The sequence below is a fragment of the Corynebacterium breve genome (assembly GCF_030252165.1).
GTDB lineage: Bacteria > Actinomycetota > Actinomycetes > Mycobacteriales > Mycobacteriaceae > Corynebacterium > Corynebacterium breve.
In genome coordinates, this window is record NZ_CP126969.1 from 379,829 (window position 1) to 401,263 (window position 21,435).

The following is a 21,435-nucleotide window of genomic DNA, read 5'->3' on the forward strand; positions in this document are numbered from 1 at the left end:
GTGCATGCACATTCGTGATCTCCCTGACCGCACCCAAGACTACATCAAGGTCGTCTGGGACATCACCGAATACACCGGTGGGCCTGCGGCGTTGGGGGAAATCGCTAAGCGAGTGGGGCAGAAGACATCCACCGCATCTGAGGCAATCAAGCGACTGGGCCATCAACAACTGGTCCACCATGAGCCATACGCGGGCGTCACGCTTACCCCCTCGGGCAAAGACCTCGCGTTGCAGATGGTGCGTCGCCACCGCCTCATCGAGACGTTTTTGGTCCGAGTGCTCGGGTACTCTTGGGATGAAGTCCATGACGATGCCGACATGCTCGAGCATGGTGTCTCTGACCTGCTGCTTAAGCGTATCGACGATTACCTAGGGCATCCTGCCCGCGACCCACATGGCGATCCGATCCCGGATGCAACCGGTGCGTTTCCTCGCCAGGACGTGCACACCCTTGCAACAATTGAGCCGGGCGCAACCGTCACGATTGCTCAAGTCGATGACAGCGACCCCGAGCTCCTGCGCTACCTGGCATCGCATGGCTTGATCCCCGAGGCTACATTGACAGTGCCTGAAGCTGCGGTCGCGGGAATCCTCCAGGTGACCAACAGCTCCGGTGACACCATCCCGCTGTCCGAATCTTCCCTCGGCGCGATTCGAGTCACACGATGAACCCGGTTTCGCCGAAACTGACCTACGTCAAGTACCTCTCCAGCTTGCTGTGGCTCGTGCTTTTGCTCATCGGCTTCGTGATTGCGTACGGGCGTTTTGACGCGTGGTGGTGGATTGGCATTGCAGCCACGGCGATGCTTGCACTTTGGGAGGCGTGGCTGATTCCGAACCAGGTCAAACTGATGAAATGGCAGGAAACCGACGACGAGTTGCTCATCGCCAAAGGTCGTTTCTGGCATAAATTCACCGTGGTTCCATATGGTCGCATCCAGTTCGTCGACGTAAAGGCCGGCCCCATCATGCGTATCTTTGGGCTGAAGAATGTCGTCCTGCACACTGCCTCCTCCACATCTGACTCCAAGATTAAGGGCCTTCCCGCTGCCGACGCTGACGCTCTGCGCCAACGACTTACAGTGAAGGCCCGCGAGAGAATGAGCGGCCTGTGACATATCGTCGCGTTCACCGGCTTACTCCGCTGTTGCGCTTCTGGACGGTTCTCCTCGCCCTCGCCGCAGCGCTCCTTGCGAACCTCAACGAGGCTATGCTCAACCGACTGAGTGACGCGTTCAACTGGTACATCGTCGGTGGCGTAACGCTAGTTTTCTTGGCAGTGTTCGTGGTTTCGCAAATCTGGTGGGCTGCAATCGGATTTCAGCTTGACGACGAGGAAGTGCGTCTTAAGCACGGTGTCATCTCCAAGCACTTGCGCACGGCCAGGTTCGACCGAATCCAAGCTGTCGATGTCGTCGAGCCACTGATTGCCCGGCTTTTCGGACTCGCTTCCGTCCGCGTCGAAACCGCCGGCGGATCCTCCTCCGCAATCGAAATCGGCTACCTCAATCGCCACGAGGCCGAGTCGCTCCGAGAGGAACTTCTCATCCGAGTCGGTGGCGAGACGATCGAGAACCCAGATTATGTCATCGAGCCGATCCCGATCATGCGCTCTCTCGTCGGCGCGCTGCTTCGCGGCTCAACTGCAGTGGGTATCGTGTGGATCTTGCTGACGCTCGCGGCCCCGCTGGCTACCGCCACGATCATCCCATTATTGGTAGCTTTCGTTCCTCCTGCTTGGGAAATGATTGATCGTTCATGGCGCTTCAACGCACGCTTAGACGACGAAGTACTGCACCTGTCGTACGGGCTTGCTTCTCGACGACGCCAATCCGTCCCACTTGCTCACTTCCATGGAATCTCGATCTCGCAGCCCATGTTGTGGCGATTGTTTGGGTGGTGGAGCGTGTCCGTCTCTGTTGCGGGCTATGGAGGTGCGTCAAACAAAAGCTCTGGCACTACCAAGATTCTTCCGGTGGGTACTCGTGAGCAGGCAATGAGCCTTGTTGCTCTCGTGGGCGCCCTAGATCGTGCCGAATTAGAGGGGTACGCTGCACCCGAAGGAGCGACACATCCTACGTTCACCTCTCCGAAGCGCGCTTGGATAGTTTCACCGATCGACCTGCGTCAACAGGCGACCACGATGCATCGAAACGTTGCTATCACTCATTGCGGGAAGTTCGTGCGGCGTGTCTCCATGATCGAGGTCGAACACATCCAAGAGTTGTCGCTCCGTCGAGGACCAGTTCAGAATCTGTTGGGACTGTCGAACGTCCGCTTCGACTTGGTTCCTGGCCCCGTGAAAATGGTTGCTCGCGATATGGACGTCCAGGAAGCTGAGATTCTGGTCGACAGGCTACGCACACGTGAGTTGCCAAGCCTTACACTGGGCACATGAGGATTCTCAGTACCAACGTTGCGGTCGCTCGCCTTGATCCAGGTGGGGCAGAGCGGGTTAGTGGAATCGATAAGCGTCCAGTGGCGCGATTGGTCGTCGATAAGCCAGGACCAAACTACGGTGATGGTTCCGGTGTCGCGGGGGACACAGTCGGTGATACTGAGCATCACGGCGGTGAGCATAAAGCCGTTTACGCATTTTCGCGGGAACGCTTGGACTGGTGGGAGCGAAAGCTTGATCGCTCGTTTGCATGCGGTTCCTTCGGGGAGAATCTCACCACAACTGGTATTGATCTCGCGGAATTGTTGATTAACCAGCGCATTGCCGTGGGATCGACTGTCCTGGAAGTGTCGGTTCCGCGCAGTCCATGCCGTACTTTCGCGGGCTGGATTGGGGTTGACAAGTGGCAGAAACGGTTCACCGCAAGTGGCGATTGCGGAGCGTACTTTCGCGTGATCCAGCCAGGTGAAATCGTTGCCGGGGACGGCTTAGAGCTCCTTGATCGCCCCGATCATGGCATCACCATGGGAATGGCGTTCCGAGCCAAGATGGGGGATCAGGAGCTAGCAAGAAAGGTGTGGGAAGCGCGGATACTTCCGCCAATGTTGCAGCATCGTCTCGATCGTCGTTTTGGCTAGAACGGCGGGGCGTTGGGATCACCGATGCTGGCGTACCGTCGCGGGTCTTTCGGTGGGCGTAGTGGCCCTTTCCTCATCCTGCGACGTTGTTTGCGGTGGTTAAGTGTGCTAATCCAACGTGCGTTCTTGGGTGCGAGAGGCCCCGAAGCTTCATCGACTGACCAAGTGCCGTCAGAAAAAAGCCAGTAAACATCACCTGTAATGGGGTCGAGGATGTAGTTGATGACCCCGTCAGTTTTGCGATTGTGGTGGTGAGCGCAGAGGCACACCATATTCCACGGCGTAGTTGGGCCGCCTTCGTCCCAGTTCACGCGGTGGTCTTTCTCAGTGCGGTGTGCAGGCCGTGAGCACCCAGGCCAGCGACATGTACCGTCGCGGCCCTCAAGGTAGGCACGGATCCGAGAAGTGACGCGATAGGCAGTGGTCTGTTCGGTTGCAGCCGCGAGAATGTCGCGGGAGTAGGTGGTCAACTCGTCGGCGAGAGCGGAGCCACTTTGACCGAGGAATCCGACACCAGGCATCCAGACGGGAGAGTCGACTATGTCGGAGGCACGATAAAGGTTCATGACGATCTTGATATCGGCCTTGCCCAGCAAAAGCTCGGCGTGTGCTTCCGCCAAGGTGAGATCGTTGTTCGCTGCGTGCTTGCGGATGAGCGCGTCGACTCGCCCGGCAGTAACCGGATCCCAAGTGGATGAAACTGTGAACGTGCCGTCCGAATTCTCTACATTCGAGTATCTGGCATAAGGGTCCTCGGGTTCTGTGCCTTCTTCAACGGCAAGTAGCCGGAGGAACTCGGTGAGTTTATTGCAGATTTTCGTCGTGCCAGGCATCGCCTGATTTGGGCGTGTTGGCGTAAGAAATTCGACCAGAAACTGGTCAATTGAGGCCTGATTGTCTGTATCGCCCCAGAAGGTATCGCAGCAAAGAGTAAGACCGATACGACGTAAAACATGGATGCTGACATGCATCATCGATTCGACTAGCGCTGAGAAATTCGGAAGGTACTCGAGCGTCTCGAGCGCAAGAAGGTTGTTTGCATTGGCGTGGTCGGAGCCCCCGATGTGCGCACGTAAGGATGCGGCGTGTTCGGTCCAATCGCGAACGTCGGCTTGAGTTTGGACAGAGGCGTAGATGCTTTGCCACATGTTGTATTCGGCGCGGCGAATCTCTGTTTGGTGGATTGCTAGCGGATGCTGCGTTGAGCAGATGGAATAAAAGTTGGAAGACACGGACACGTCACCCCCTGACGTGGAATCGCTCTGATGTTCTGTCTTCAACAATACCCGATTCGAACAGTAGTTCTAGTCGGGAACGTGTTTGTTATCAAAGCGTTACATTCTTAAACCCCGCCGGGAAAGCCGAGCTGTCGCCACGCTTCGTAACACGCAACGGCCGCAGAGTTGGACAGATTCATCGAGCGTCGCGCAGGCAACATCGGAATTCGCAGCTCGGCCGTGACGCGAGTTTTCGCGAGATGCTCGTCCGGCAAGCCAGTAGGCTCCGTGCCAAACAGCAATGCATCTCCGGGGCGGAACTCGATATCAGTGAATCGGGTGGTAGCTCTCGTCGTAAATGCAAAAATGCGGGAGTTTGGCAGTGCATCGAAGCATGCGTCGATATCAGGGTGGACTTCAACGTGTGCGAGGTCGTGGTAATCCAGTCCTGAACGGCGTAGATGCTTGTCATCGAGGGAGAAGCCCAGCGGTTCAACAAGGTGAAGTGTGGCACCCGTTCCGGCGCACATGCGAATGGCGTTGCCAGTATTCGGCGGGATGACGGGATTATCGAAGATGACATGCAATTCTGACACGCGCTTCAGTCTAGGATAGGGAACGTGACTGCTATCAAATTGGACGGAAAACTCTACCGCGACGAAATCTTCGCGGATCTACAGGTGCGCGTTGCCGCTTTGCGTGAAAAGGGCATCATCCCAGGGCTGGCGACAGTGCTGGTCGGCGAGGATCCTGCGTCGCAGAATTACGTGCGCATGAAGCACCAGGATTGCGAGAAGCTGGGCATTCGCTCGGTGCAAAAGCAGCTCCCGGCAGATGCAACGCAGGAAGATGTTGAAACGCTTATCGACGAGCTCAACGCGGACGACGAGGTCACCGGCTACATTGTGCAGCTTCCGCTTCCGAAGCATATTGACGAAAACGCGATCCTAGAACGCATCGACCCTGCGAAGGACGCGGACGGATTGCATCCGGTGAACCTAGGCAAGCTGGTGCTCAATGAGCCGGCTCCGCTGCCCTGCACACCAAACGGTTCGATTCACCTACTCAAGCGGTTCGGCGTGGAGCTCGATGGAGCGAAGGTTGTTGTTATTGGCCGTGGCGTGACCGTAGGTCGTCCGATTGGTTTGATCCTGACCCGTCGCAGCGAAAACTCAACCGTGACTCTATGTCATACCGGCACCAAGGATCTGAAAGCAGAAACCACCGAGGCAGACGTCATTATTGCGGCGGCTGGCGTCCCGCATATGCTCACAGCGGACATGGTAAAGCCGGGCGCAGCTGTGTTGGATGTGGGCGTTTCACGCGTGGACGGAAAAACCACTGGCGACGTTCACCCAGACGTATGGGAGGTTGCCGGCGCGGTGTCCCCGAACCCAGGTGGCGTCGGCCCGCTCACACGTGCGTTCTTGGTACGCAACGTTGTGGAACGGGCGGAACAGCTTGGCTAACCTCTCGCTGGACAACCCACACGACCTAGACAACCGTCCTTCTGTATTCCCCAAGTGGGCACAGTGGGGCGGGGTCGTTGCGCTGTTCGTCGGATTGATTGTGGCCACGGCATACGCGCTAACAGAGCATTGGCGACGAGCCACGTTTGTCCTTGGCGCGTCAATGCTCTGGGTAGCAGTGCTGCGGATAACCTGCGATTCAAAAGTGATCGGACTCATCGCGGTACGGTCGAGGCGGTTTGATGTGCTGTTCAGCAGCCTTCTCGGCGCAGCAATGATTTGGATGTCGGTATCTATCGACTCGCTGGGTAGCTAGATGTCATAGATACCGTTGCGCTCGGCAAGCTCATTCGGGGAGGGGACTTGCTGGGTAAGCGCGATGAAGTTGCGCAGGATGCGATCCATCTGGCGCGTTTCGACGAGAAAAGCGTCGTGTCCCACAGGGGATACAATCTTGGCCATCGCAAGTAGGTTGCCAAGGTTGCGTGATAGGTGTTCCTGCTGGTGGTAAGGATACAGAATATCTGTGTCTACTCCGACAATCATGGTCGGAACGATTGAGCTAGCTAGGGCCTTGTTCAACCCACCACGCCCGCGGCCAATGTCATGCCTGTTGAGCGCGTCGGTCAGCGCGACGTAGGACCCAGCATCGAAACGCTCGACTAACTTGTCTCCTTGGTAATCAAGGTAACTTTGCACTGCAAACCGCTGATCGTCTCGTCGATAAGCTCCAAGCGGGTTTTCTCCGGCCTGCGGGATGGTGCCGAATCGCTCGTCTAACTCCTGCTCACCGCGATAAGTAAGGTGGGCGATGCGACGAGCGGCGGCGAGGCCGTTCTGCGGGGAGGCACCGGTGGAGTAATAATCGCCGTTCGCCCAGGCTGGGTCACGGACAATCGCAGAAATCTGGGCGGACTGAATGCCAATCTGCCAAGCGCTGGAACGCGCGGAAACAGCGATGACGCAGGCGTACCCCATGGCGTCGGGGAAGAGAATCGTCCACTCAAGCGCGCGGGCACCGCCCATGGAACCGCCGAGGACGGCGTGAAATCGCGTAATCCCGAGTTCTTCTAGGAAGATTTGCTCCGCGCGGACCTGATCGCGGATTGAGGTAGCGGGAAACCGTGATCCCCAAGGCGTGCCGTCAGGATGGATGCTGGTAGGGCCGGTAGTCCCCGAGCAGCCGCCGATGACGTTGGTGCAGATGATGCACCACTCATCGGTATCCAAAGCGAGGCCAGGACCGATGAGCCCTTCCCACCATGTCGCGGCGTCGGAATCGCCGGTGAGGGCGTGCTCGACAAGCACGATGTTGTTTTTGCCATGAGGGTCACCGCGAAACTCGCCCCATCGTTGGAAAGCAACTGTCGCGTCGTTGATTACGGCACCAGCCTCGGTGATGAAATCGCCGATGGGTTGGTGGCTGAGAACTCCCTCTTTGGGGAGATTTAGCACTGGACGGCCTCGAAACCGAGCTTGAGATCGTTGATGATGTCGTCGACGTTCTCGATGCCGACGGACAGGCGGACGGTGGATTGAGAAATGCCCGCGAGCGCCAAGCCCTCTTCGTCGGACTGGGAGTGTGTGGTTGATGCCGGGTGGACGACGAGGGAGCGAACGTCACCGATGTTGGCGACGTTGGAGTGGAGCTTCAACGCATCGATAAATGCCCAAGCGTTGGTGCGGTCGTTCTGGTCACCGGCAATGTTGAAGGAGAGAACTGCGCCGGTGTACTTGAGGCCCAGCTTCTCCTTGGTTGCAAACCACGGAGAAGCTTCGAGGCCTGCGAAATTGACGGACTCAACCTTGTCGTGGGACGCGAGGAACTCTGCGACCTTCTGTGCATTCTCGTTGTGCTTTTCAATTCGTAGGCTCAGGGTGTCTAGGCCCTGGAGCGTGACCCACGCATGGAATGGAGAAAGGGATGCGCCGGTATCGCGAAGGACGCCTGCGCGGAGCTTGAGTGCGAAGGCTGCCTCGCCAAGGTCTGCGTACTTCAGGCCGTGGTACGCGGCATCAGGGTTTACAAAGTACGGGAAGACAGGTTCGCCCTCGCGCTCTACTGTCCAATCAAACTTGCCACCATCGACGACAATGCCGCCCATAACGGAGCCGTTGCCGGAGTAGACCTTGGTCAAGGACGCGACAACGAGGTCGGCGCCAAGCTCAATCGGACGCACGAGAGCAGCGGTAGCCATCGTGTTATCGACGATCAAGGGGACGGCGTTCTTGTGTGCGACCTCGGCTACTGCTGGAATGTCAAGGACATCAGCGATCGGGTTGCCAAAAGTCTCACCGTAGAATGCCTTGGTGTTCGGGCGGACCGCGGCTTGCCAAGACTCAGGATCGTCAGGGTTCTCTACGAAGGACACCTCAATGCCTAAACGGGCGAGGGTGGTAAAGAACAGGGTATGAGTGCCACCGTAGAGGCGTGGTGAGGTCACGATATGATCACCCGCAGACGCGAGGTTGATCAGCGCAGAAGTCTGGGCTGCTTGGCCGGACGCAAACGCGACGGCTGCGACGCCACCCTCTAAGGTTGCGATGCGGTCCTCGAGAGCGCTGGTCGTTGGGTTGCCCAGGCGGGTGTAAATCGGGCCGGCATCGGAAAGGTTGAAGCGGTTGGCCGCGTGTTGTGCATCATCGAAGACGTACGAGGTGGTCATGTAAATCGGCTGATTGCGTGCGCCGAAATCGGAATCTAAGTGCTGACCTGCGTGAATGGACTGGGTCTCAAAAGCCCATTCAGAGGCGTTGGCGTTATCGTACTGAGGCATCGTGGCCCTCCTTGCAATGAAACTACGTCGGTTTTGTAAGAGTGTACGTCGACGCTGTGCCGGTGCAAACTAAGCGGTCTATTTTCGCCAATAACCTCGGGGTAGGGGCATGAATATAATTAGACTAAGCAGTCTTGAAGTTCTTTCCCTGGGGGACCCTTGTGTAGCCTGGAACGCCAAGGTTCTCATATACGTTGTCGTACAGGTTGCGGCCCTTGTCGGACAAGACTTCGTCGTGAATCGGGATCGTTCGCTCGGCGTTGATCTCACGCGCCCAATTTGCAGCAAACTCTCCCTTTACCCAAGGGCAAGCAATCGGCATGAGAAGAGTTCGCACGCCTTCGATCTCGATGAATTCATCGCCGGGGTGGAGAACGCCGTCAAAGAAATAGCCAACGTTTTCTGGACGGGGAAGATCTGGATGGATCATCTCATGGATTTCTCCCACACAGGAGATTTCCTGGCCAAGCACCGTAATCTGCTCGCCGGACCGGACGACGGTGCCCGTACCCAATTCGTCGACTACGGCGTGCGGACCAAAAACCGGTAGACCCGAGGCTCGGATTGCTGCAGTATCGCAATGGTCAGGGTGGATGTGGGTGATGAGAACTGCCTGGGCTTTTTCTAATTGCGGGTCATCGGTTAGGTTGCCTGGGTCGATGACAAAGCGGCCTTCTGGCGCATCGACGGCAACGGTGGAATGTCCGAGAAGAATGATGTTCATGTTCCCGACGATAGCCGGGGAGAGGCGGAAGCCGCTTGGATGAGCACATCAAGTGCAAAGCGCAGGTGCTCGTCGTCAAGCTGTCCAAATCCTAAGACCAGGCCGTTGTCAGCGCCGACTCCGGCCCAATAATCCTGCAGGGCGGTGATTCCGATGCCCTGGGCTGCGCAGCGTGCGACTACGTCGGAGGCATCGACATCGAGGCATCGAATTACCGCATGTAAGCCTCCGACGACGGGGACTAATTGAAGATTGGGGCAGTCATCGAGGGCGCCGGTCAAGACGTCGCGACGACGCTGATAGGCCTTTCGCATTCGGCCGGTATGCCGACGAAGAGCGCCGCTAGCCAGGAACTGGGCAAGTGCTTCCTGGGTGATCGCACTCGCGGGCTGTCCGAGGATCGCTCTGATCTGGGCCACAGACGGGAGCGTTTGCTCGGGCACAACCAGGTAACCGCATGCCAGCGCTGGAGAAATGACCGACGAAAACGTGCCGAGCAATACCGTCTTCTCGGGCGCGAGAGCGGCGAGGGCAGGAAGCGGATGCCCGACATAGCGGAGCTCCGAATCGAAGTCGTCCTCAATCAGCCATGCGTCGTTGTCTCTTGCCCAGGCGACGAGTTCGGTGCGACGTGCCGCAGGCATCGATCCCCCGAGCGGGTACTGATGGCTCGGAGTGACAAGAAGCGCTTCGAGCGAGCTACGTGGAGCTGTTACGCCCGATTCATCGACGGGAACTTCGACAACATTGCACCCCAAGACCTCAGGTACACGACGCAGGCTGGGGTATCCGGGGGTCTCGACACCCACGCTCGAGATGCGGAGTGCACGAAGGAATAGGGCCAGCCCCTCTCTCGCGCCCGCGGTGACGACGACTCGTGCAGGATCCACAATCAATCCACGCATGAGCCGCAAGTGGTTGGCGATCTCTCGGCGAAAAGGCATCGAACCGAGCGGGTCGGTTGGGGTTGGTGGGTGTGATGCGGCTTCGCGCCAAGCTGCGCGCCACTCCGGGGTGATGATGCCGGAGACGTCAGGACGGCCAGGGGTGAGTTCGGTCAGAGCGGAAGGCTCAATTGGCTTGCTCTCCGGCAAGCTAGATGGCGTGGGATGCAGCGTGGTCAGCTCGGGGTTGATACGCGTCCCGGAGCCGGCTTCGGCGACGAGGTAGCCCTCGGCGATGAGTTGTTCATAGGCGTTGACTACGGTTCCGCGTGAGCAGCCTAGACGACGAGCCGCCTGGCGGGTGGATTCTACGGGGTCGCCGGGCAGGAGCGCGCCTTTGGCAACAGCGGTGCGGATTTCGGCGGCGATTCTTAGGGGCAGCGTCATGGCATCAGCATAAGTGGTCCACTTCAACTCGCGGAAAATGGATCTGGCGTTGCACCACTTTGGCGGTGTTGGATAGATCTCATGACTGAAATCAAGACTTCAACACTCGCGGACAACCTCAAGGGCGGCGTCATCATGGACGTGGTCAACGCCGAACAGGCGAAGATTGCCGAGGATGCAGGAGCCAGCGCGGTCATGGCGCTGGAACGCGTCCCGGCAGATATCCGCGCACAAGGCGGCGTCGCTCGGATGTCGGATCCAGATTTAATCGATGGGATCGTCAATGCTGTGTCGATCCCAGTGATGGCGAAGGCGCGCATCGGCCATTTCGTGGAAGCGCAGATTCTTGCCGAACTCGGCGTGGATTTCATCGACGAATCCGAGGTACTCTCTCCAGCGGATTTCACCCACCACATCAACAAGTGGGATTTCACAGTGCCGTTCGTCTGCGGTGCGACCAATCTGGGCGAGGCCTTGCGCCGCATCACAGAGGGCGCGGCCATGATCCGCTCTAAAGGCGAAGCGGGAACGGGCGATGTGTCCGAGGCCGTGCGTCACCTGCGCACAATCAAAGCGGACATCTCACGATTGGAAAAGCTTGATCGCGACGAACTCTTCGTAGCTGCCAAGGAACTGCAGGCACCGTATGACTTAGTTCGCAATGTGGCGGAGACAGGAAAGCTTCCTGTAGTGCTCTTCGTTGCCGGTGGTGTGTCTACTCCGGCCGACGCAGCCCTCGTTCGTCAGATGGGCGCGGAAGGCATCTTCGTTGGGTCGGGAATCTTCAAGTCCGGAAACCCAGAGGCGCGCGCCAAGGCCATCGTTAAGGCTGCGACTGCCTACGACGACCCGGCGATTCTCGCGGAGGTGTCGCGCGGACTAGGCGAAGCGATGGTGGGAATCAACGTCGCTGACGTTCCTGCGCCACACCGCCTCGCCTCACGCGGTTGGTGATTACTTCTTCAGCTCGTCGATAAGCTTGTTGAAGGTCTCAGAAGGACGCATGACTGCGGACAGCTTCTCCTCGTTAGGGAAGTAGTAGCCGCCGAGGTCAGCAGGTTCTCCCTGTGCGTCGAGGAGCTCCTTGTCGATCGCCTCAACATTGGCGTTGATCTCTTCAGCGACAGGCTTAAACGCTGCTGCAATTTCAGCGTCTTCGGTCTGTGCTGCGAGTTCGTCTGCCCAGAACTTGGCCAGGTAGAAGTGGGAACCACGGTTGTCGATCTCGCCAACCTTGCGGGATGGGCTCTTGCCCTCGTTGAGCAGGGACTCGGTTGCGCGGTCCAGAGCGTCCGCGAGAACGCCAGCCTTCGCGTTGCCGTTCTCGTTGAGCTCGTGGCGGAAGGATTCTGCCAGCGCCATGAACTCGCCCAGGGAATCCCAACGCAGGTGGTTTTCTTCCTGAACCTGCTGGACGTGCTTTGGAGCGGAGCCACCTGCACCGGTCTCGAAGAGACCGCCGCCAGCCATCAGCGGAACAACGGAAAGCATCTTCGCGGAGGTGCCAAGCTCGAGGATTGGGAAGAGGTCGGTGTTGTAGTCACGCAACACGTTGCCGGTAACGCTGATGGTGTCCTCGCCACGGCGCATGCGCTCGACGGTGACCTTGGTTGCCTCGACTGGGGACATGATGGAGATGTCCAAGCCTTCGGTGTCGTGGTCCTTGAGGTACTTTTCAACGAGGGTTGCCAGGTTTGCGTCGTGACCACGCTCTGGGTCGAGCCAGAAAATGGTCTTCATGCCGGACAGGCGAGCACGGTTGACGGCGAGCTTGACCCAGTCCTGGATCGGAGCGTCCTTGGCCTGGCATGCGCGCCAGATGTCGCCCTCCTCTACGTTGTGCTCAATGAGGACATCACCTGCGGAGTTGACTACCTGGACGGTGCCGTTTGCAGGAATCTTGAAAGTCTTGTCGTGGGAGCCGTACTCTTCAGCCTTCTGAGCCATCAGACCAACGTTTGGAACGGTGCCCATAGTGGTTGGGTCGTATGCGCCGTTTTCCTTGCAGTCATCGATGACAACCTGGTAAACGCCGGCGTAGGAGGAGTCCGGAATGACAGCCAGTGCTTCCTGCTCAGCGTCATCTGCGTTCCACATGTGACCAGAGGTGCGGATCATCGCAGGCATGGAAGCGTCGATGATGACGTCGGAAGGAACGTGCAGGTTGGTGATTCCCTTGTTGGAATTCACCATTGCCAGGGAAGGGCCGTCAGCCAGAGCCTGGTCGAAAGCCGCCTTGATCTCAGCGCCGTTGTCCAGCTGCTCCAGACCGGTGAAGATTGCGCCGAGTCCGTTCTCGCCGTTCAAGCCCGCAGCGAGGAGCTCCTCACCGTACTTGTCGTACACGTCCTTAAAGAATGCGCGCACAACATGGCCGAAGATGATCGGGTCGGAGACCTTCATCATCGTTGCCTTCAGGTGAGCGGAGAAGAGAATGCCCTCTTCCTTTGCGCGCTTGACCTGGGCGAGCAGGAACTCGTCGAGAGCCTTCGCAGACATGAAGGTGCCGTCGATGACCTCGCCTTCAAGGACCTTGAGTTCCTCCTTGAGGATCTCCTCGGATCCGTCTTCCTTGACCAGCTTGATCTGGAGCGTGTCAGCGGAAGGCATGATGACGGACTTCTCGTTGTGGCGGAAGTCGTTTTCATCCATGGTTGCAACGTTGGTCTTGGAATCTGCGGACCATGCGCCCATGGAGTGCGGGTGCTTCTTCACAAAGTTCTTGACTGCCTGCGGCGCACGACGATCAGAGTTGCCCTCACGCAGAACTGGGTTCACGTTGGAGCCGATAACATTGGCGTACTTCTCAGGAGCCTCTTCGTACTCAGGGATGTCGTAGCCAGCAGCCTTGAGCTCTGCGATAGCAGCCTTGAGCTGGACCAAAGAAGCGGAGATATTTGGAAGCTTGATGATGTTCGCTTCAGGGGTCTTCGCAAGTTCACCGAGCGCGGCAAGGTCGTCGGAAAGCTTCTGCTCTTCGGTCAGGCGCTCCGGGAACAGTGCGATGATGCGGCCTGCGAGAGAGATGTCGCGGGTCTCTACGTCGATGCCTGCGTTGGATGCGAAAGCCTCAACAATAGGCTTCAGCGAGTAGGTCGCCAGAAGCGGGGCCTCGTCAGTACGGGTCCAAATGATCTTAGCCAATGTCACTCCCTGTAAATATGTGATAATTCTTCAGCATGCCAGCGTACCTGCTCACCCCCGATCCCCGCAGATAGGTGGGACAGATCATAGATTTGTACCCCCGGAACGGCTAGTAAGGTTTCCCTTATGACTCTCATGACTGCCATTAGCCTTGCATCAGCTGCGGGGCTGAACGCGTATATCCCCCTGCTCGTTTTTGGACTGCTGGCCCGCTATTCCGACCTCGTGGTTTTACCTGCGGGCTGGGAGTGGCTCGCGCACCCGATTCTGTTGGGAATCGTCGCGTTGCTCCTGATCGTGGAGCTGGTCGCAGACAAAATCCCGGCGGTGGATTCCGTCAATGACATCATTCAGACACTGATCAGGCCTACTTCGGGCGGCATCATGTTTGGTTCGAGTGCCGCGATCGATGGCACCGGCGAGATCAATTGGTGGGCGGTCGCTGCGGGCGTAGCGATTGCCCTGGTTGTGCACCTTACTAAAGCAACGACAAGGCCTGTGGTTGATGCGGGCACGCTGGGCACAGGCACAGTGGTGGTGTCGTCAGTGGGCGACGCTGCGAGCTTGTCACTTTCTGTACTGGGAATCCTCGCGCCGATCCTGGCGCTTATCCTGCTCGTCGCAGTCATCGCGGGTGCGGTGTGGATGGTAGTCAAGGTGCGGTCTCGACTAGCATAGGCAGCCATGAGTGTCACGATTGCTAGCGTCAACGTCAACGGAATCCGCGCGGCCACCAAGCAGCGCAGCGAGATCAACCCGGGCATGAACACTTGGTTGCAGGAAACCCCAGCGGACATCGTGCTCATGCAAGAAGTCCGCGCCACCGAAGACCAGTCAGAGAAAGCCTTGGCACCCGCTCTGGAAGCAGGGTGGCACCTGATCGTCGCGCCAGCCCAGGCGAAAGGACGTGCTGGCGTGGGCATCTTGTCGCGGAAGCCGCTCACTGACATCGAAATCGGGTTCGGCAGCTTTTCCGACGCAGGTCGCTACGTTGCGGGTGACTTTGAGGGTGTTCGTGTGGCCAGCCTCTACCTACCGTCTGGCAGTGAGAACACCGAGAAGCAGGACGAGAAGTACCGCTTCCTCGACGAGTTCGAGGTCAAGCTCGAAGAATGGGCCGGGCTTTACGACGACATGGTGATCGGCGGGGACTGGAACATCTGCCACCGCGAGCAGGACCTCAAGAACTTTAAGACCAATCAAAAGAAGTCAGGCGTCCTGCCGGACGAGCGTGCCTTCATGGACGCGGTATTCGGGTCCTTCCCTGATGAGGAAGCGCAACCGAAGCCGACGGCCGGAGATTACTTTGGTGCGGTGGAATACAGTTCGGATCGTCGTCGTGAAGCAAACGCGGATCCGAAATGGTTCGACGTGGCTCGTAGATTGCAGCCGGAGGACGCGCCGTACACTTGGTGGACCTACCGTGGCCAGGCGTTTAACAACAACGCAGGGTGGCGCATCGACTACCAAGCGGCGACGAAGAGCATGCTCGACCGGGCTGAAAAGACCTGGGTGGAAAAGGCGCAGAGCGTCGAGGAGCGCTGGTCGGATCACTCTCCATTGCTGGTGACCTATGAGTAGTGCAGATACCGCGCACCTACTCACTGCGCTGTTCATCATCGGGATTACTGCCGAGTCGATGACTGCCGCGGTGGCCGCCGGACGCATGCGCATGGACCTGTTCGGCGTGATCACGCTGGGTGCTTTGACGGCGCTTGGCGGTGGAACGGTGCGCGATATTATCCTCGACGACTATCCGTTGACCTGGGTCGAGGAGCCACGGTATCTGATCGTCGTGATCGTGGCGTCGGTTCTTACGGTGAAGATCAACTGGTTGATGTATCACTTGCGTAAGTTCTTCTTGGTGGCCGATGCCATCGGATTAGCGGCGTTCGTGGTGCTCGGCATCGAAGTAGCATTGAATCTTGGCTACGGGATTATCATCGCCGCGGTAGCTGCCGTACTTACCGGCGTGTCCGGTGGCGTGATGCGCGATGTGCTGTCCGACCGGGTCCCGCTGGTGTTCCGTAAGGAGCTCTACGCGTCGATCGCTGTGATGGGCACGTTGCTGTATTTCTGCTTAATGTGGATCGGCGTGCCGAGCTGGATCAATGCCATCGCGACAGTGGTGTTTGTCTTGGCGGTGCGCTTGCTTTCGTTGAAGTACAACTGGTCACTGCCGGTGTTTGAGTTTGATGATGAAGTCGCGGCGCAGTTCGATCCGAAGATGGCGCTGTCGTACCAAATTCGACGCAATGCAAACCGTGTTCCGGGGGCGCGAAAGGCGTACCGTGCATTGCGACGAATGAGTAAGAAGGACGATCAGGAGTAGGACGCCTGCTTGCGTTGTCGCGTGAAGACCCATGCGCACGCAAGGAGGGAGACTCCGCAGCCGATTGCTATCGCGACAGGTTTTTGCCACATGTTGTAGAAGCTTGGGGCGGAAGACCACACCACAGTAGCGAAGCCGGCAACAATTGCCGCGCCGACAATGATGACTTTGGTGGTCACGGTTGTAGCGAGCCCAATCGCGAGCCCGACCAACGCAGCGGTGGCAAGGAAAAGGAAGATGATCAGCGCTGTAAGCGCCATCGTTGTCGGATTCTGGCCGGCATTGGGGACTAGGTAGGGCTCGCCGTTCGTGTCGAAGAACGGGGCATCGCCGGATGTGACTAGCAAGGCGTCAAAGCGGTTGTACCAAGGGTTGCGCAGTGAATTCCAGATTGTCATCGGGGTGATGAACAGCGCCATGATTGCAGCGCCGCCAACTCCGGTGGACAGGGCTCCTGCGAGCCATGCGCTGAACTTGGCTCCTAACTGGTCGAGGGCGGGCCATCGGGAGGCGAAGTAAGCCATGGTTGTAGCGAGTACTAGGCCGGCGCCGACGGTCCATGACTGCCCGTCGAAGGTCCACTCGCGACCGACGGCCGCGACGATAGCAGCAAGGAGGAAGATCGCCCACGGAAGCGCAGGGTGTACTGGGCTGGTGAATAGTTTCATCGGTTTGCCTTTCCGGATGCGAGGAGATCGATCAGTTCTTGATCGGAGGGGTAGGTGGCGCTGGGATGGTCAAGCGGTTCCGCAAACGTGACGCGCACAGTGGGGCCAAGGACGTCTTCGCGGACAACTTTTCGCTTCTCGACGAGCTGCCGCACCTCATCCTTTCGGCCGAGCAGGGTAGGGAAGTTCCGGCGCACTTTGTCGAGTGAGATCGGCTCGGAGACCTCTTGGTCAAAGACAGTAATGACGCTATCGACCAGGCCTGCGAGGTCGTCAGAGCGATGCGACGCGATGATCATGGTGCGCTCTGGCGTGTAGGTGTCGATGAGCAGTTCGCGGATCCGTGCGCGGTTGTCCACGTCGAGGCCGTCGAATGGTTCGTCGAGAAGGAGGAGGTCTTCCTCTGCCGCGAGTGCCGTGCAGATGGTGAGCAGACGGCGTTGGCCGACGGAGAGGTCTCGGATCTTAGCGCCAGGGTTGAAGTCGGCCAGGAGGTCGTCGTTAAGCGGGCGCACGGCGTGTGCGGCGCGGAGGTGGTCGGCGACGGTGCGCCCTGCGAAGTGGGCATCGGCTGCCGCGGGTACGAACGCCGCGCCGTGAGTGAAGCGGGAGCGCAGGTAGTGCGTTTTTCCTGCGGCGTTGGGGCCGATGAGGCCATAGTTTCCGGGTTTCATCGTGCGGACCTTTCGTGATCGATCAGTTGCTGGAGTTCGGCGGCGCTCAAGCCGAGGTGGTCGGCCTCGGTGAGCAGGGGATGGATGAAGCGCTGGGCAAAGGCTGCGCGTCGGGCATGGAGGACCTTGTCGCGTGCTTCGGGGAGGACAAACATGCCGAGTCCGCGTCGCTTTTCGACGAGGCCGGCATCGAAAAGTTCTGTGAGGGCCTTTGCTGACGTGGTGGGGTTGACGGAGTGAAACTTGGATAGTTCGTTGGTGGAGGGGACTCGATCGCCTGGTCCGAGTTCTCCAGAGCCGATGAGGTTAAGGAGTTCGTCGGCTATCTGTTGGTATATGGGTTTACCACTCATGTGGATAACCATATAACGGGCTTGCTGAAATGGCAATAGTGTTGCGACTACACTTTCAACACATGACTGAAAAGCAACGCGTCCTCTCCGGAATCCAACCCACGGCCGACTCCTACCACTTGGGCAATTACTTGGGAGCGCTGAAGCAGTGGATTGACCTGCAAGAGGATTTCGATGCGTTCTATTTCATCCCTGACCTGCATGCGATCACTGTTGATCAGGATCCGGAAGAACTGCGCCACCGCACGGTTGCGGGCGCAGCACAGTTGATCGCGCTCGGCATCGACCCAGCGAAGTCGACTTTGTTTGTCCAATCGCATGTCCCACAACACGCAGAGCTGACTTGGGTGCTGCAGTGCCTAACGGGATTTGGCGAGGCGTCGCGCATGACCCAGTTCAAAGACAAGAGCCAGAAGCAGGGCCAAGATAGGACTTCCGTGGGTCTGTTCACCTACCCGGTCCTAATGGCAGCGGATATCTTGCTGTACAAGCCACAGCTCGTGCCGGTGGGCGAAGACCAGCGTCAGCACCTTGAACTGACCCGCACTCTTGCAGAGCGGTTTAATTCTCGCTACGGAGAGACGTTCGTGGTTCCGGAAGCATTGATCCCGGAGGGCTCCGCAAAGATTTACGACCTACAGGAGCCAACTGCCAAGATGAGTAAGTCTGGTGCGAATCCGAAGGGCATCATCAACCTGCTCGACGCACCGAAGACCTCGGCCAAGCGCATCAAGTCCGCCGTTACTGACAACGACGGCGTGATCGCTTTTGACCGCGAGGCGAAGCCCGGTGTGTCTAATCTCCTGGCGATTCAGTCCGCTCTGACCGGTAAACCGATCGACGACATCGTCGCAGGCTATGAGGGGCAGGGCTACGGTGCGCTGAAGGGCGACACGGCTGATGCCTTGGAGGCGTTTACCACCCCGCTCAAGGCGCGTTTCGACGAGCTGATGGCCGACAGGGCACAACTAGAAGACATCCTCGCGCAGGGTGCGGAGCGTGCTCGCGAAGTATCGGAGCCGCTACTCGAGGATGTCTACGAAAAGACGGGCTTCTTGCGCCCGAAGCGTTAGAGCTGACCGACGTGGCGGCTGTTGCGACCGGACAGGAAGATCGTCACGATCAAGCCGACTAGGAAGACGCCACCTGCAATCATGAGGCCGCCAACCCAAGGAAGACCAGCGCTCATCATTGGCGAGTAGTTCGGGTATGCCTCCTCGTCGGACTTTGCAGACTCTTCAGCCTGTGCAACAACAGTAACCGGAGCTGGCTCGGCCTGCGCAGCGCCTGCGCCGAAAAGCAGGGAAGAGCCGGCAACTGCAGCGGCTGCAAGGGAAGCAACAGTGTTACGAAGATTCATGGGAAGCCTTTCGCTTTGAGTAGTCATTCAAGCAATGAGTATAGGCACACTACCCCTTCACTTGTGCAGGCTGTGTCGCAGATGTCTACCATAAAGAGGGACTAATCAGACTAGTTTCAAGAGGTAACCGAATGGCGACACGCACGAAACCACAAGACAAATACACCGATGACTACGGTATCGAGCGCGAGCACAACGATAACGGCGACGGTGTCGTCGAGAAGGTTCGCGACCGTGCCCCAGTAATCGACCACATCATGCGGATGGTGGAAAGATTCGGGCATGGCGGGGGTAACCAGTTCTCCGCCGGCATTACCTACTTCTCGGTAATGTCCATTTTCCCGTTGGCAATGCTGCTGTTCGCGGCACTTGGTGCTGTGCTTGCCAACCGACCTGATCTCTTGGCACAGATCCAGGATCAGATCACACAATCGGTGCAAGGCGATTTGGGTACCACGGTTAATGAGATCGTCGACCAGGCCATTGCTTCCCGTGGCGCTGTGGCTGGTGTCGGTGCTCTGACCGCCCTCTGGTCCGGTTTGGGCTGGATGAATAACCTGCGCGCGGGTATCGGCGCCATGTGGAACCTCGATCCGACCGAGGGCGGCAACTTTGTGAAGAAGAAGCTCATGGACCTCGTCGCGCTGATTGGGCTGTTGATTGCGCTGATCATCGCATTCCTGGCCACCGCGATCGGTAGTGGCGGCTGGACGACGACCATCCTTGGCTGGATCGGGTTGGATCAGATGCCGGGCATCCGCTGGATCGTTTTCGGCGTCGCGATTCTCGTCGGTATCCTAGCCAACTTCTTGGTGATGGCTTGGCTGATCATTTTCCTTCCTCGCACCAAGGTGCCACGCAAGTCCGGCCTGCAGGGCGCGCTCCTCGGCGCGGTTCTCTTCGAGGTGATTAAGCAGCTTTCTACAGTGATCGTTTCTTCAGCATCTGGCAACCCTGCTGGTGCGGCATTCGGTCCGATCATCACGCTCATGGTCATGCTGTATCTGATCTGGCGCTTGGTGATGTACGTATCTGCGTGGACAGCAACTACCGAGGAGTCTCTGGCGATTGCGCCGGTACCGGTCCCAGATTCAGCAGTAATTCGCGTGCGCAACGAAGTACGGCAGCAGCCTGATTCTGGCCGCATGCTCGGCGTTGGTGCAGCGTTGGGTGCTATCGGCGCCGGCGCCGTTGCACTTCTCCGACGAAAATAGCCACGACCGCCGCAAGTAAAACTCCAACGACGATTCCGATCGCAAGATCATCGGGATCGTCGTTAGTTTTTGCTTGAGCGACGACTGGCGGCGCTTGTTTGGGAGGCTCGGGAAGCTGTGTAAGTTCGGCGACGGACGTGTCGAAGTTGTAGGCCTCGTGGAGCAGCGCTTGCGATTGCTGCCAAGGGCGCATTTCGCCAACGGTGGTGTCGAGGATAATTGCCATGAGACGTCGGCCGTCTCGGCCGAGCGCACCGACAAATGTGTGATTAGCGTCGTCGGTAAAGCCGGTCTTGCCACCAATTCCGTTGGGGTCGTTCATGAAAAGCTGGTTATCGTTCCAGAGCTCGTAACCCGGGGTGTCGCCGTAGCCGGGAAACTCCACGGATTCAGTGTTGACAAGGCGCGAGAACGTCGGGTCGGCGTAGGCGGCGCGGTACATCAGTCCGAGATCCCACGCGGAGGTTTGCATCCCAGAGGCATCGAGGCCTGAATAAGTGGCCACTCGGGTGTCTGTGGTGCCGAGCTCGCTGGCGAGGGCGTTGATTTTGCGTAGAGTTGCTTCATCGCCACCTAGGGTTTGGGCCAGTGCGTGGGCCGCGTCGTTTCCGGAAGCCAGCAACAGGCCTAATAAAAGCTGCTCCACGGTGTAGACCCCGCCTTCACCGATGCCGACCGCGGAGCCTTGCTGCGAAGCGGATTCGAGAGAGACAGTGACTTCTTGTTCCATCGGAAGCTCGTTGATCACGACCATCGCGAGGAGAACCTTAATGATCGACGCTGGGCGATAGCGACCGTGTGGATCCTTCATCGCAATGACTTCGCCTGAATCGACATCGGCGACGAGCCAGGACGAAGCGAGGACGTTGTCGTCAACCTTGAAGCCGTCGGGAGCGGTGATGCCACATGGGCCGTCGTAAAGCTGTGGCAGGGGAGAAATGCTTGTTGGAGCTTCTGAAGTTGTCTGAGCCTTGGGAGGCCAAGTTGCCTGCGGGCAGCGGTCGGTATCGGGTGCGACTTCGCGTGTGGTCGGCTCTTCCGCCCACAACAGAGGGGAAGCGGTGAGGGCGATCGCGCACAAGAGGGCGACGGCGCTAACTGATGCAGGTTTCATCAAGGGATCAGTTTATGCCTT

General features: G+C 58.3%; 24 protein-coding genes. 12 read left to right on the plus strand and 12 right to left on the minus strand.

All coding sequences use genetic code 11. The features are described from left to right. Window positions 1-4 precede the first annotated feature (4 nt). From QP027_RS01935 to QP027_RS01950, 4 genes are read left to right on the plus strand one after another with little or no spacing between them, the layout of a single operon-like run. On the plus strand, window positions 5-670 hold the full coding sequence (locus QP027_RS01935) for a metal-dependent transcriptional regulator (protein WP_284825566.1): 666 nt from the start codon (window positions 5-7) through the stop codon (window positions 668-670). Beyond that, window positions 667-1,116 carry a PH domain-containing protein gene (locus tag QP027_RS01940; protein ID WP_284825567.1) on the plus strand — a complete coding sequence of 150 codons (450 nt, stop codon included), beginning with the start codon at window positions 667-669 and terminating at the stop codon, window positions 1,114-1,116. Before QP027_RS01935 ends, QP027_RS01940 begins: the two co-directional genes overlap by 4 nt. Next, window positions 1,113-2,399: a PH domain-containing protein gene (locus QP027_RS01945; protein WP_284825569.1), complete on the plus strand. Its 1,287-nt coding sequence runs from the start codon at window positions 1,113-1,115 to the stop codon at window positions 2,397-2,399. Before QP027_RS01940 ends, QP027_RS01945 begins: the two co-directional genes overlap by 4 nt. Further along, complete coding sequence (locus QP027_RS01950; RefSeq protein ID WP_284825571.1) at window positions 2,396-3,037, plus strand: MOSC domain-containing protein; 642 nt, start codon at window positions 2,396-2,398, stop codon at window positions 3,035-3,037. Before QP027_RS01945 ends, QP027_RS01950 begins: the two co-directional genes overlap by 4 nt. On the opposite strand, the gene QP027_RS01955 is transcribed toward QP027_RS01950, so the two are convergent. Then, entirely contained in the window at window positions 3,034-4,269 is a 1,236-nt protein-coding gene (locus QP027_RS01955) for an HNH endonuclease signature motif containing protein (protein WP_284825572.1), read from the minus strand. The two genes, QP027_RS01950 and QP027_RS01955, sit on opposite strands and share 4 nt — an antisense overlap. 110 nt (window positions 4,270-4,379) lie before the next feature. Continuing rightward, a complete protein-coding gene (locus tag QP027_RS01960; protein WP_284825574.1) occupies window positions 4,380-4,850 on the minus strand; it encodes a tRNA (cytidine(34)-2'-O)-methyltransferase in 471 nt (156 codons plus the stop codon). Window positions 4,851-4,874: 24 nt separating this feature from the next. Here QP027_RS01960 and QP027_RS01965 point away from each other — a divergent pair, with 24 nt between their 5' ends. Continuing rightward, window positions 4,875-5,723, plus strand: coding sequence for a bifunctional methylenetetrahydrofolate dehydrogenase/methenyltetrahydrofolate cyclohydrolase (locus QP027_RS01965; protein ID WP_284825575.1), 849 nt, complete (start codon window positions 4,875-4,877; stop codon window positions 5,721-5,723). Beyond that, a complete protein-coding gene (locus tag QP027_RS01970) occupies window positions 5,716-6,039 on the plus strand; it encodes a DUF3017 domain-containing protein (RefSeq protein WP_284825576.1) in 324 nt (107 codons plus the stop codon). The genes QP027_RS01965 and QP027_RS01970 overlap by 8 nt, the downstream gene beginning before the upstream one ends. Here the strand turns inward: QP027_RS01970 and metX are convergent. The 4 genes from metX to pdxR form a co-directional block, all read right to left on the minus strand. Beyond that, window positions 6,036-7,178, minus strand: a complete 1,143-nt coding sequence (gene metX / locus QP027_RS01975) for a homoserine O-acetyltransferase MetX (RefSeq protein WP_284825577.1) — start codon at window positions 7,176-7,178, stop codon at window positions 6,036-6,038. The two genes, QP027_RS01970 and metX, sit on opposite strands and share 4 nt — an antisense overlap. After that, window positions 7,172-8,500 (minus strand): O-acetylhomoserine/O-acetylserine sulfhydrylase, encoded by a 1,329-nt coding sequence (locus QP027_RS01980; RefSeq protein ID WP_284825579.1) that lies wholly within the window; start codon window positions 8,498-8,500, stop codon window positions 7,172-7,174. The genes metX and QP027_RS01980 overlap by 7 nt, the downstream gene beginning before the upstream one ends. Window positions 8,501-8,624: 124 nt before the next feature. Beyond that, entirely contained in the window at window positions 8,625-9,224 is a 600-nt protein-coding gene (locus QP027_RS01985) for an MBL fold metallo-hydrolase (RefSeq protein ID WP_284825580.1), read from the minus strand. After that, on the minus strand, window positions 9,221-10,555 hold the full coding sequence (gene pdxR, locus QP027_RS01990) for a MocR-like pyridoxine biosynthesis transcription factor PdxR (protein ID WP_284825582.1): 1,335 nt from the start codon (window positions 10,553-10,555) through the stop codon (window positions 9,221-9,223). The genes QP027_RS01985 and pdxR overlap by 4 nt, the downstream gene beginning before the upstream one ends. 81 nt (window positions 10,556-10,636) lie before the next feature. Between pdxR and pdxS the strand changes: the two genes are divergently transcribed. Further along, on the plus strand, window positions 10,637-11,509 hold the full coding sequence (gene pdxS / locus QP027_RS01995) for a pyridoxal 5'-phosphate synthase lyase subunit PdxS (protein ID WP_284825583.1): 873 nt from the start codon (window positions 10,637-10,639) through the stop codon (window positions 11,507-11,509). Here the strand turns inward: pdxS and QP027_RS02000 are convergent, their stop codons facing one another. Further along, window positions 11,510-13,699 (minus strand): NADP-dependent isocitrate dehydrogenase, encoded by a 2,190-nt coding sequence (locus QP027_RS02000; RefSeq protein ID WP_284825584.1) that lies wholly within the window; start codon window positions 13,697-13,699, stop codon window positions 11,510-11,512. 126 nt (window positions 13,700-13,825) lie between these two features. Between QP027_RS02000 and QP027_RS02005 the strand changes: the two genes are divergently transcribed. Genes QP027_RS02005 through QP027_RS02015 form a run of 3 tightly spaced genes read left to right on the plus strand, consistent with a single transcriptional unit; the run spans window position 13,826 to window position 16,031 of the window. Next, entirely contained in the window at window positions 13,826-14,377 is a 552-nt protein-coding gene (locus QP027_RS02005) for a DUF4126 domain-containing protein (protein ID WP_284825586.1), read from the plus strand. A 6-nt stretch (window positions 14,378-14,383) separates the two neighbouring features. Next, window positions 14,384-15,280, plus strand: coding sequence for an exodeoxyribonuclease III (locus QP027_RS02010; RefSeq protein WP_284825588.1), 897 nt, complete (start codon window positions 14,384-14,386; stop codon window positions 15,278-15,280). After that, window positions 15,273-16,031: a trimeric intracellular cation channel family protein gene (locus tag QP027_RS02015; RefSeq protein WP_284825590.1), complete on the plus strand. Its 759-nt coding sequence runs from the start codon at window positions 15,273-15,275 to the stop codon at window positions 16,029-16,031. The genes QP027_RS02010 and QP027_RS02015 overlap by 8 nt, the downstream gene beginning before the upstream one ends. Here the strand turns inward: QP027_RS02015 and QP027_RS02020 are convergent. From QP027_RS02020 to QP027_RS02030, 3 genes are read right to left on the minus strand one after another with little or no spacing between them, the layout of a single operon-like run. After that, window positions 16,022-16,699 (minus strand): hypothetical protein, encoded by a 678-nt coding sequence (locus QP027_RS02020; protein ID WP_284825591.1) that lies wholly within the window; start codon window positions 16,697-16,699, stop codon window positions 16,022-16,024. The genes QP027_RS02015 and QP027_RS02020 overlap by 10 nt on opposite strands. After that, a complete protein-coding gene (locus tag QP027_RS02025) occupies window positions 16,696-17,373 on the minus strand; it encodes an AAA family ATPase (protein WP_284825592.1) in 678 nt (225 codons plus the stop codon). The genes QP027_RS02020 and QP027_RS02025 overlap by 4 nt, the downstream gene beginning before the upstream one ends. Next, on the minus strand, window positions 17,370-17,726 hold the full coding sequence (locus QP027_RS02030) for a GntR family transcriptional regulator (protein WP_284825593.1): 357 nt from the start codon (window positions 17,724-17,726) through the stop codon (window positions 17,370-17,372). The genes QP027_RS02025 and QP027_RS02030 overlap by 4 nt, the downstream gene beginning before the upstream one ends. A 62-nt stretch (window positions 17,727-17,788) precedes the next feature. On the opposite strand from QP027_RS02030, the gene trpS reads away from it, so the two are divergent. Then, window positions 17,789-18,799 carry a tryptophan--tRNA ligase gene (gene trpS, locus QP027_RS02035; RefSeq protein WP_284825595.1) on the plus strand — a complete coding sequence of 337 codons (1,011 nt, stop codon included), beginning with the start codon at window positions 17,789-17,791 and terminating at the stop codon, window positions 18,797-18,799. Here the strand turns inward: trpS and QP027_RS02040 are convergent. Continuing rightward, window positions 18,796-19,086, minus strand: coding sequence for a hypothetical protein (locus QP027_RS02040; protein ID WP_284825596.1), 291 nt, complete (start codon window positions 19,084-19,086; stop codon window positions 18,796-18,798). The genes trpS and QP027_RS02040 overlap by 4 nt on opposite strands. Before the next feature lie 131 nt (window positions 19,087-19,217). Here QP027_RS02040 and QP027_RS02045 point away from each other — a divergent pair, with 131 nt between their 5' ends. Continuing rightward, entirely contained in the window at window positions 19,218-20,300 is a 1,083-nt protein-coding gene (locus QP027_RS02045; RefSeq protein ID WP_284825598.1) for a YhjD/YihY/BrkB family envelope integrity protein, read from the plus strand. On the opposite strand, the gene QP027_RS02050 is transcribed toward QP027_RS02045, so the two are convergent. Beyond that, window positions 20,260-21,414 (minus strand): D-alanyl-D-alanine carboxypeptidase family protein, encoded by a 1,155-nt coding sequence (locus tag QP027_RS02050; RefSeq protein ID WP_284826887.1) that lies wholly within the window; start codon window positions 21,412-21,414, stop codon window positions 20,260-20,262. The genes QP027_RS02045 and QP027_RS02050 overlap by 41 nt on opposite strands. Between the last annotated feature and the right edge of the window lie 21 nt (window positions 21,415-21,435).

What these genes read in the sequence shown, in the direction of transcription:
- QP027_RS01985 (WP_284825580.1), bottom strand. Translation starts at nt 9,224, where the DNA reads ATGAACATCATTCTTCTCGGACATTCCACCGTTGCCGTCGATGCGCCA.
- QP027_RS02045 (WP_284825598.1), top strand. Translation starts at nt 19,218, where the DNA reads ATGGCGACACGCACGAAACCACAAGACAAATACACCGATGACTACGGT.
- pdxS (WP_284825583.1), top strand. Translation starts at nt 10,637, where the DNA reads ATGACTGAAATCAAGACTTCAACACTCGCGGACAACCTCAAGGGCGGC.
- QP027_RS01935 (WP_284825566.1), top strand. Translation starts at nt 5, where the DNA reads ATGCACATTCGTGATCTCCCTGACCGCACCCAAGACTACATCAAGGTC.
- QP027_RS01940 (WP_284825567.1), top strand. Translation starts at nt 667, where the DNA reads ATGAACCCGGTTTCGCCGAAACTGACCTACGTCAAGTACCTCTCCAGC.
- QP027_RS02005 (WP_284825586.1), top strand. Translation starts at nt 13,826, where the DNA reads ATGACTCTCATGACTGCCATTAGCCTTGCATCAGCTGCGGGGCTGAAC.
- QP027_RS02050 (WP_284826887.1), bottom strand. Translation starts at nt 21,414, where the DNA reads ATGAAACCTGCATCAGTTAGCGCCGTCGCCCTCTTGTGCGCGATCGCC.
- trpS (WP_284825595.1), top strand. Translation starts at nt 17,789, where the DNA reads ATGACTGAAAAGCAACGCGTCCTCTCCGGAATCCAACCCACGGCCGAC.
- QP027_RS02020 (WP_284825591.1), bottom strand. Translation starts at nt 16,699, where the DNA reads ATGAAACTATTCACCAGCCCAGTACACCCTGCGCTTCCGTGGGCGATC.
- QP027_RS01980 (WP_284825579.1), bottom strand. Translation starts at nt 8,500, where the DNA reads ATGCCTCAGTACGATAACGCCAACGCCTCTGAATGGGCTTTTGAGACC.
- QP027_RS02030 (WP_284825593.1), bottom strand. Translation starts at nt 17,726, where the DNA reads ATGAGTGGTAAACCCATATACCAACAGATAGCCGACGAACTCCTTAAC.
- QP027_RS02015 (WP_284825590.1), top strand. Translation starts at nt 15,273, where the DNA reads ATGAGTAGTGCAGATACCGCGCACCTACTCACTGCGCTGTTCATCATC.
- QP027_RS02025 (WP_284825592.1), bottom strand. Translation starts at nt 17,373, where the DNA reads ATGAAACCCGGAAACTATGGCCTCATCGGCCCCAACGCCGCAGGAAAA.
- QP027_RS02040 (WP_284825596.1), bottom strand. Translation starts at nt 19,086, where the DNA reads ATGAATCTTCGTAACACTGTTGCTTCCCTTGCAGCCGCTGCAGTTGCC.
- QP027_RS02010 (WP_284825588.1), top strand. Translation starts at nt 14,384, where the DNA reads ATGAGTGTCACGATTGCTAGCGTCAACGTCAACGGAATCCGCGCGGCC.
- pdxR (WP_284825582.1), bottom strand. Translation starts at nt 10,555, where the DNA reads ATGACGCTGCCCCTAAGAATCGCCGCCGAAATCCGCACCGCTGTTGCC.
- QP027_RS01950 (WP_284825571.1), top strand. Translation starts at nt 2,396, where the DNA reads ATGAGGATTCTCAGTACCAACGTTGCGGTCGCTCGCCTTGATCCAGGT.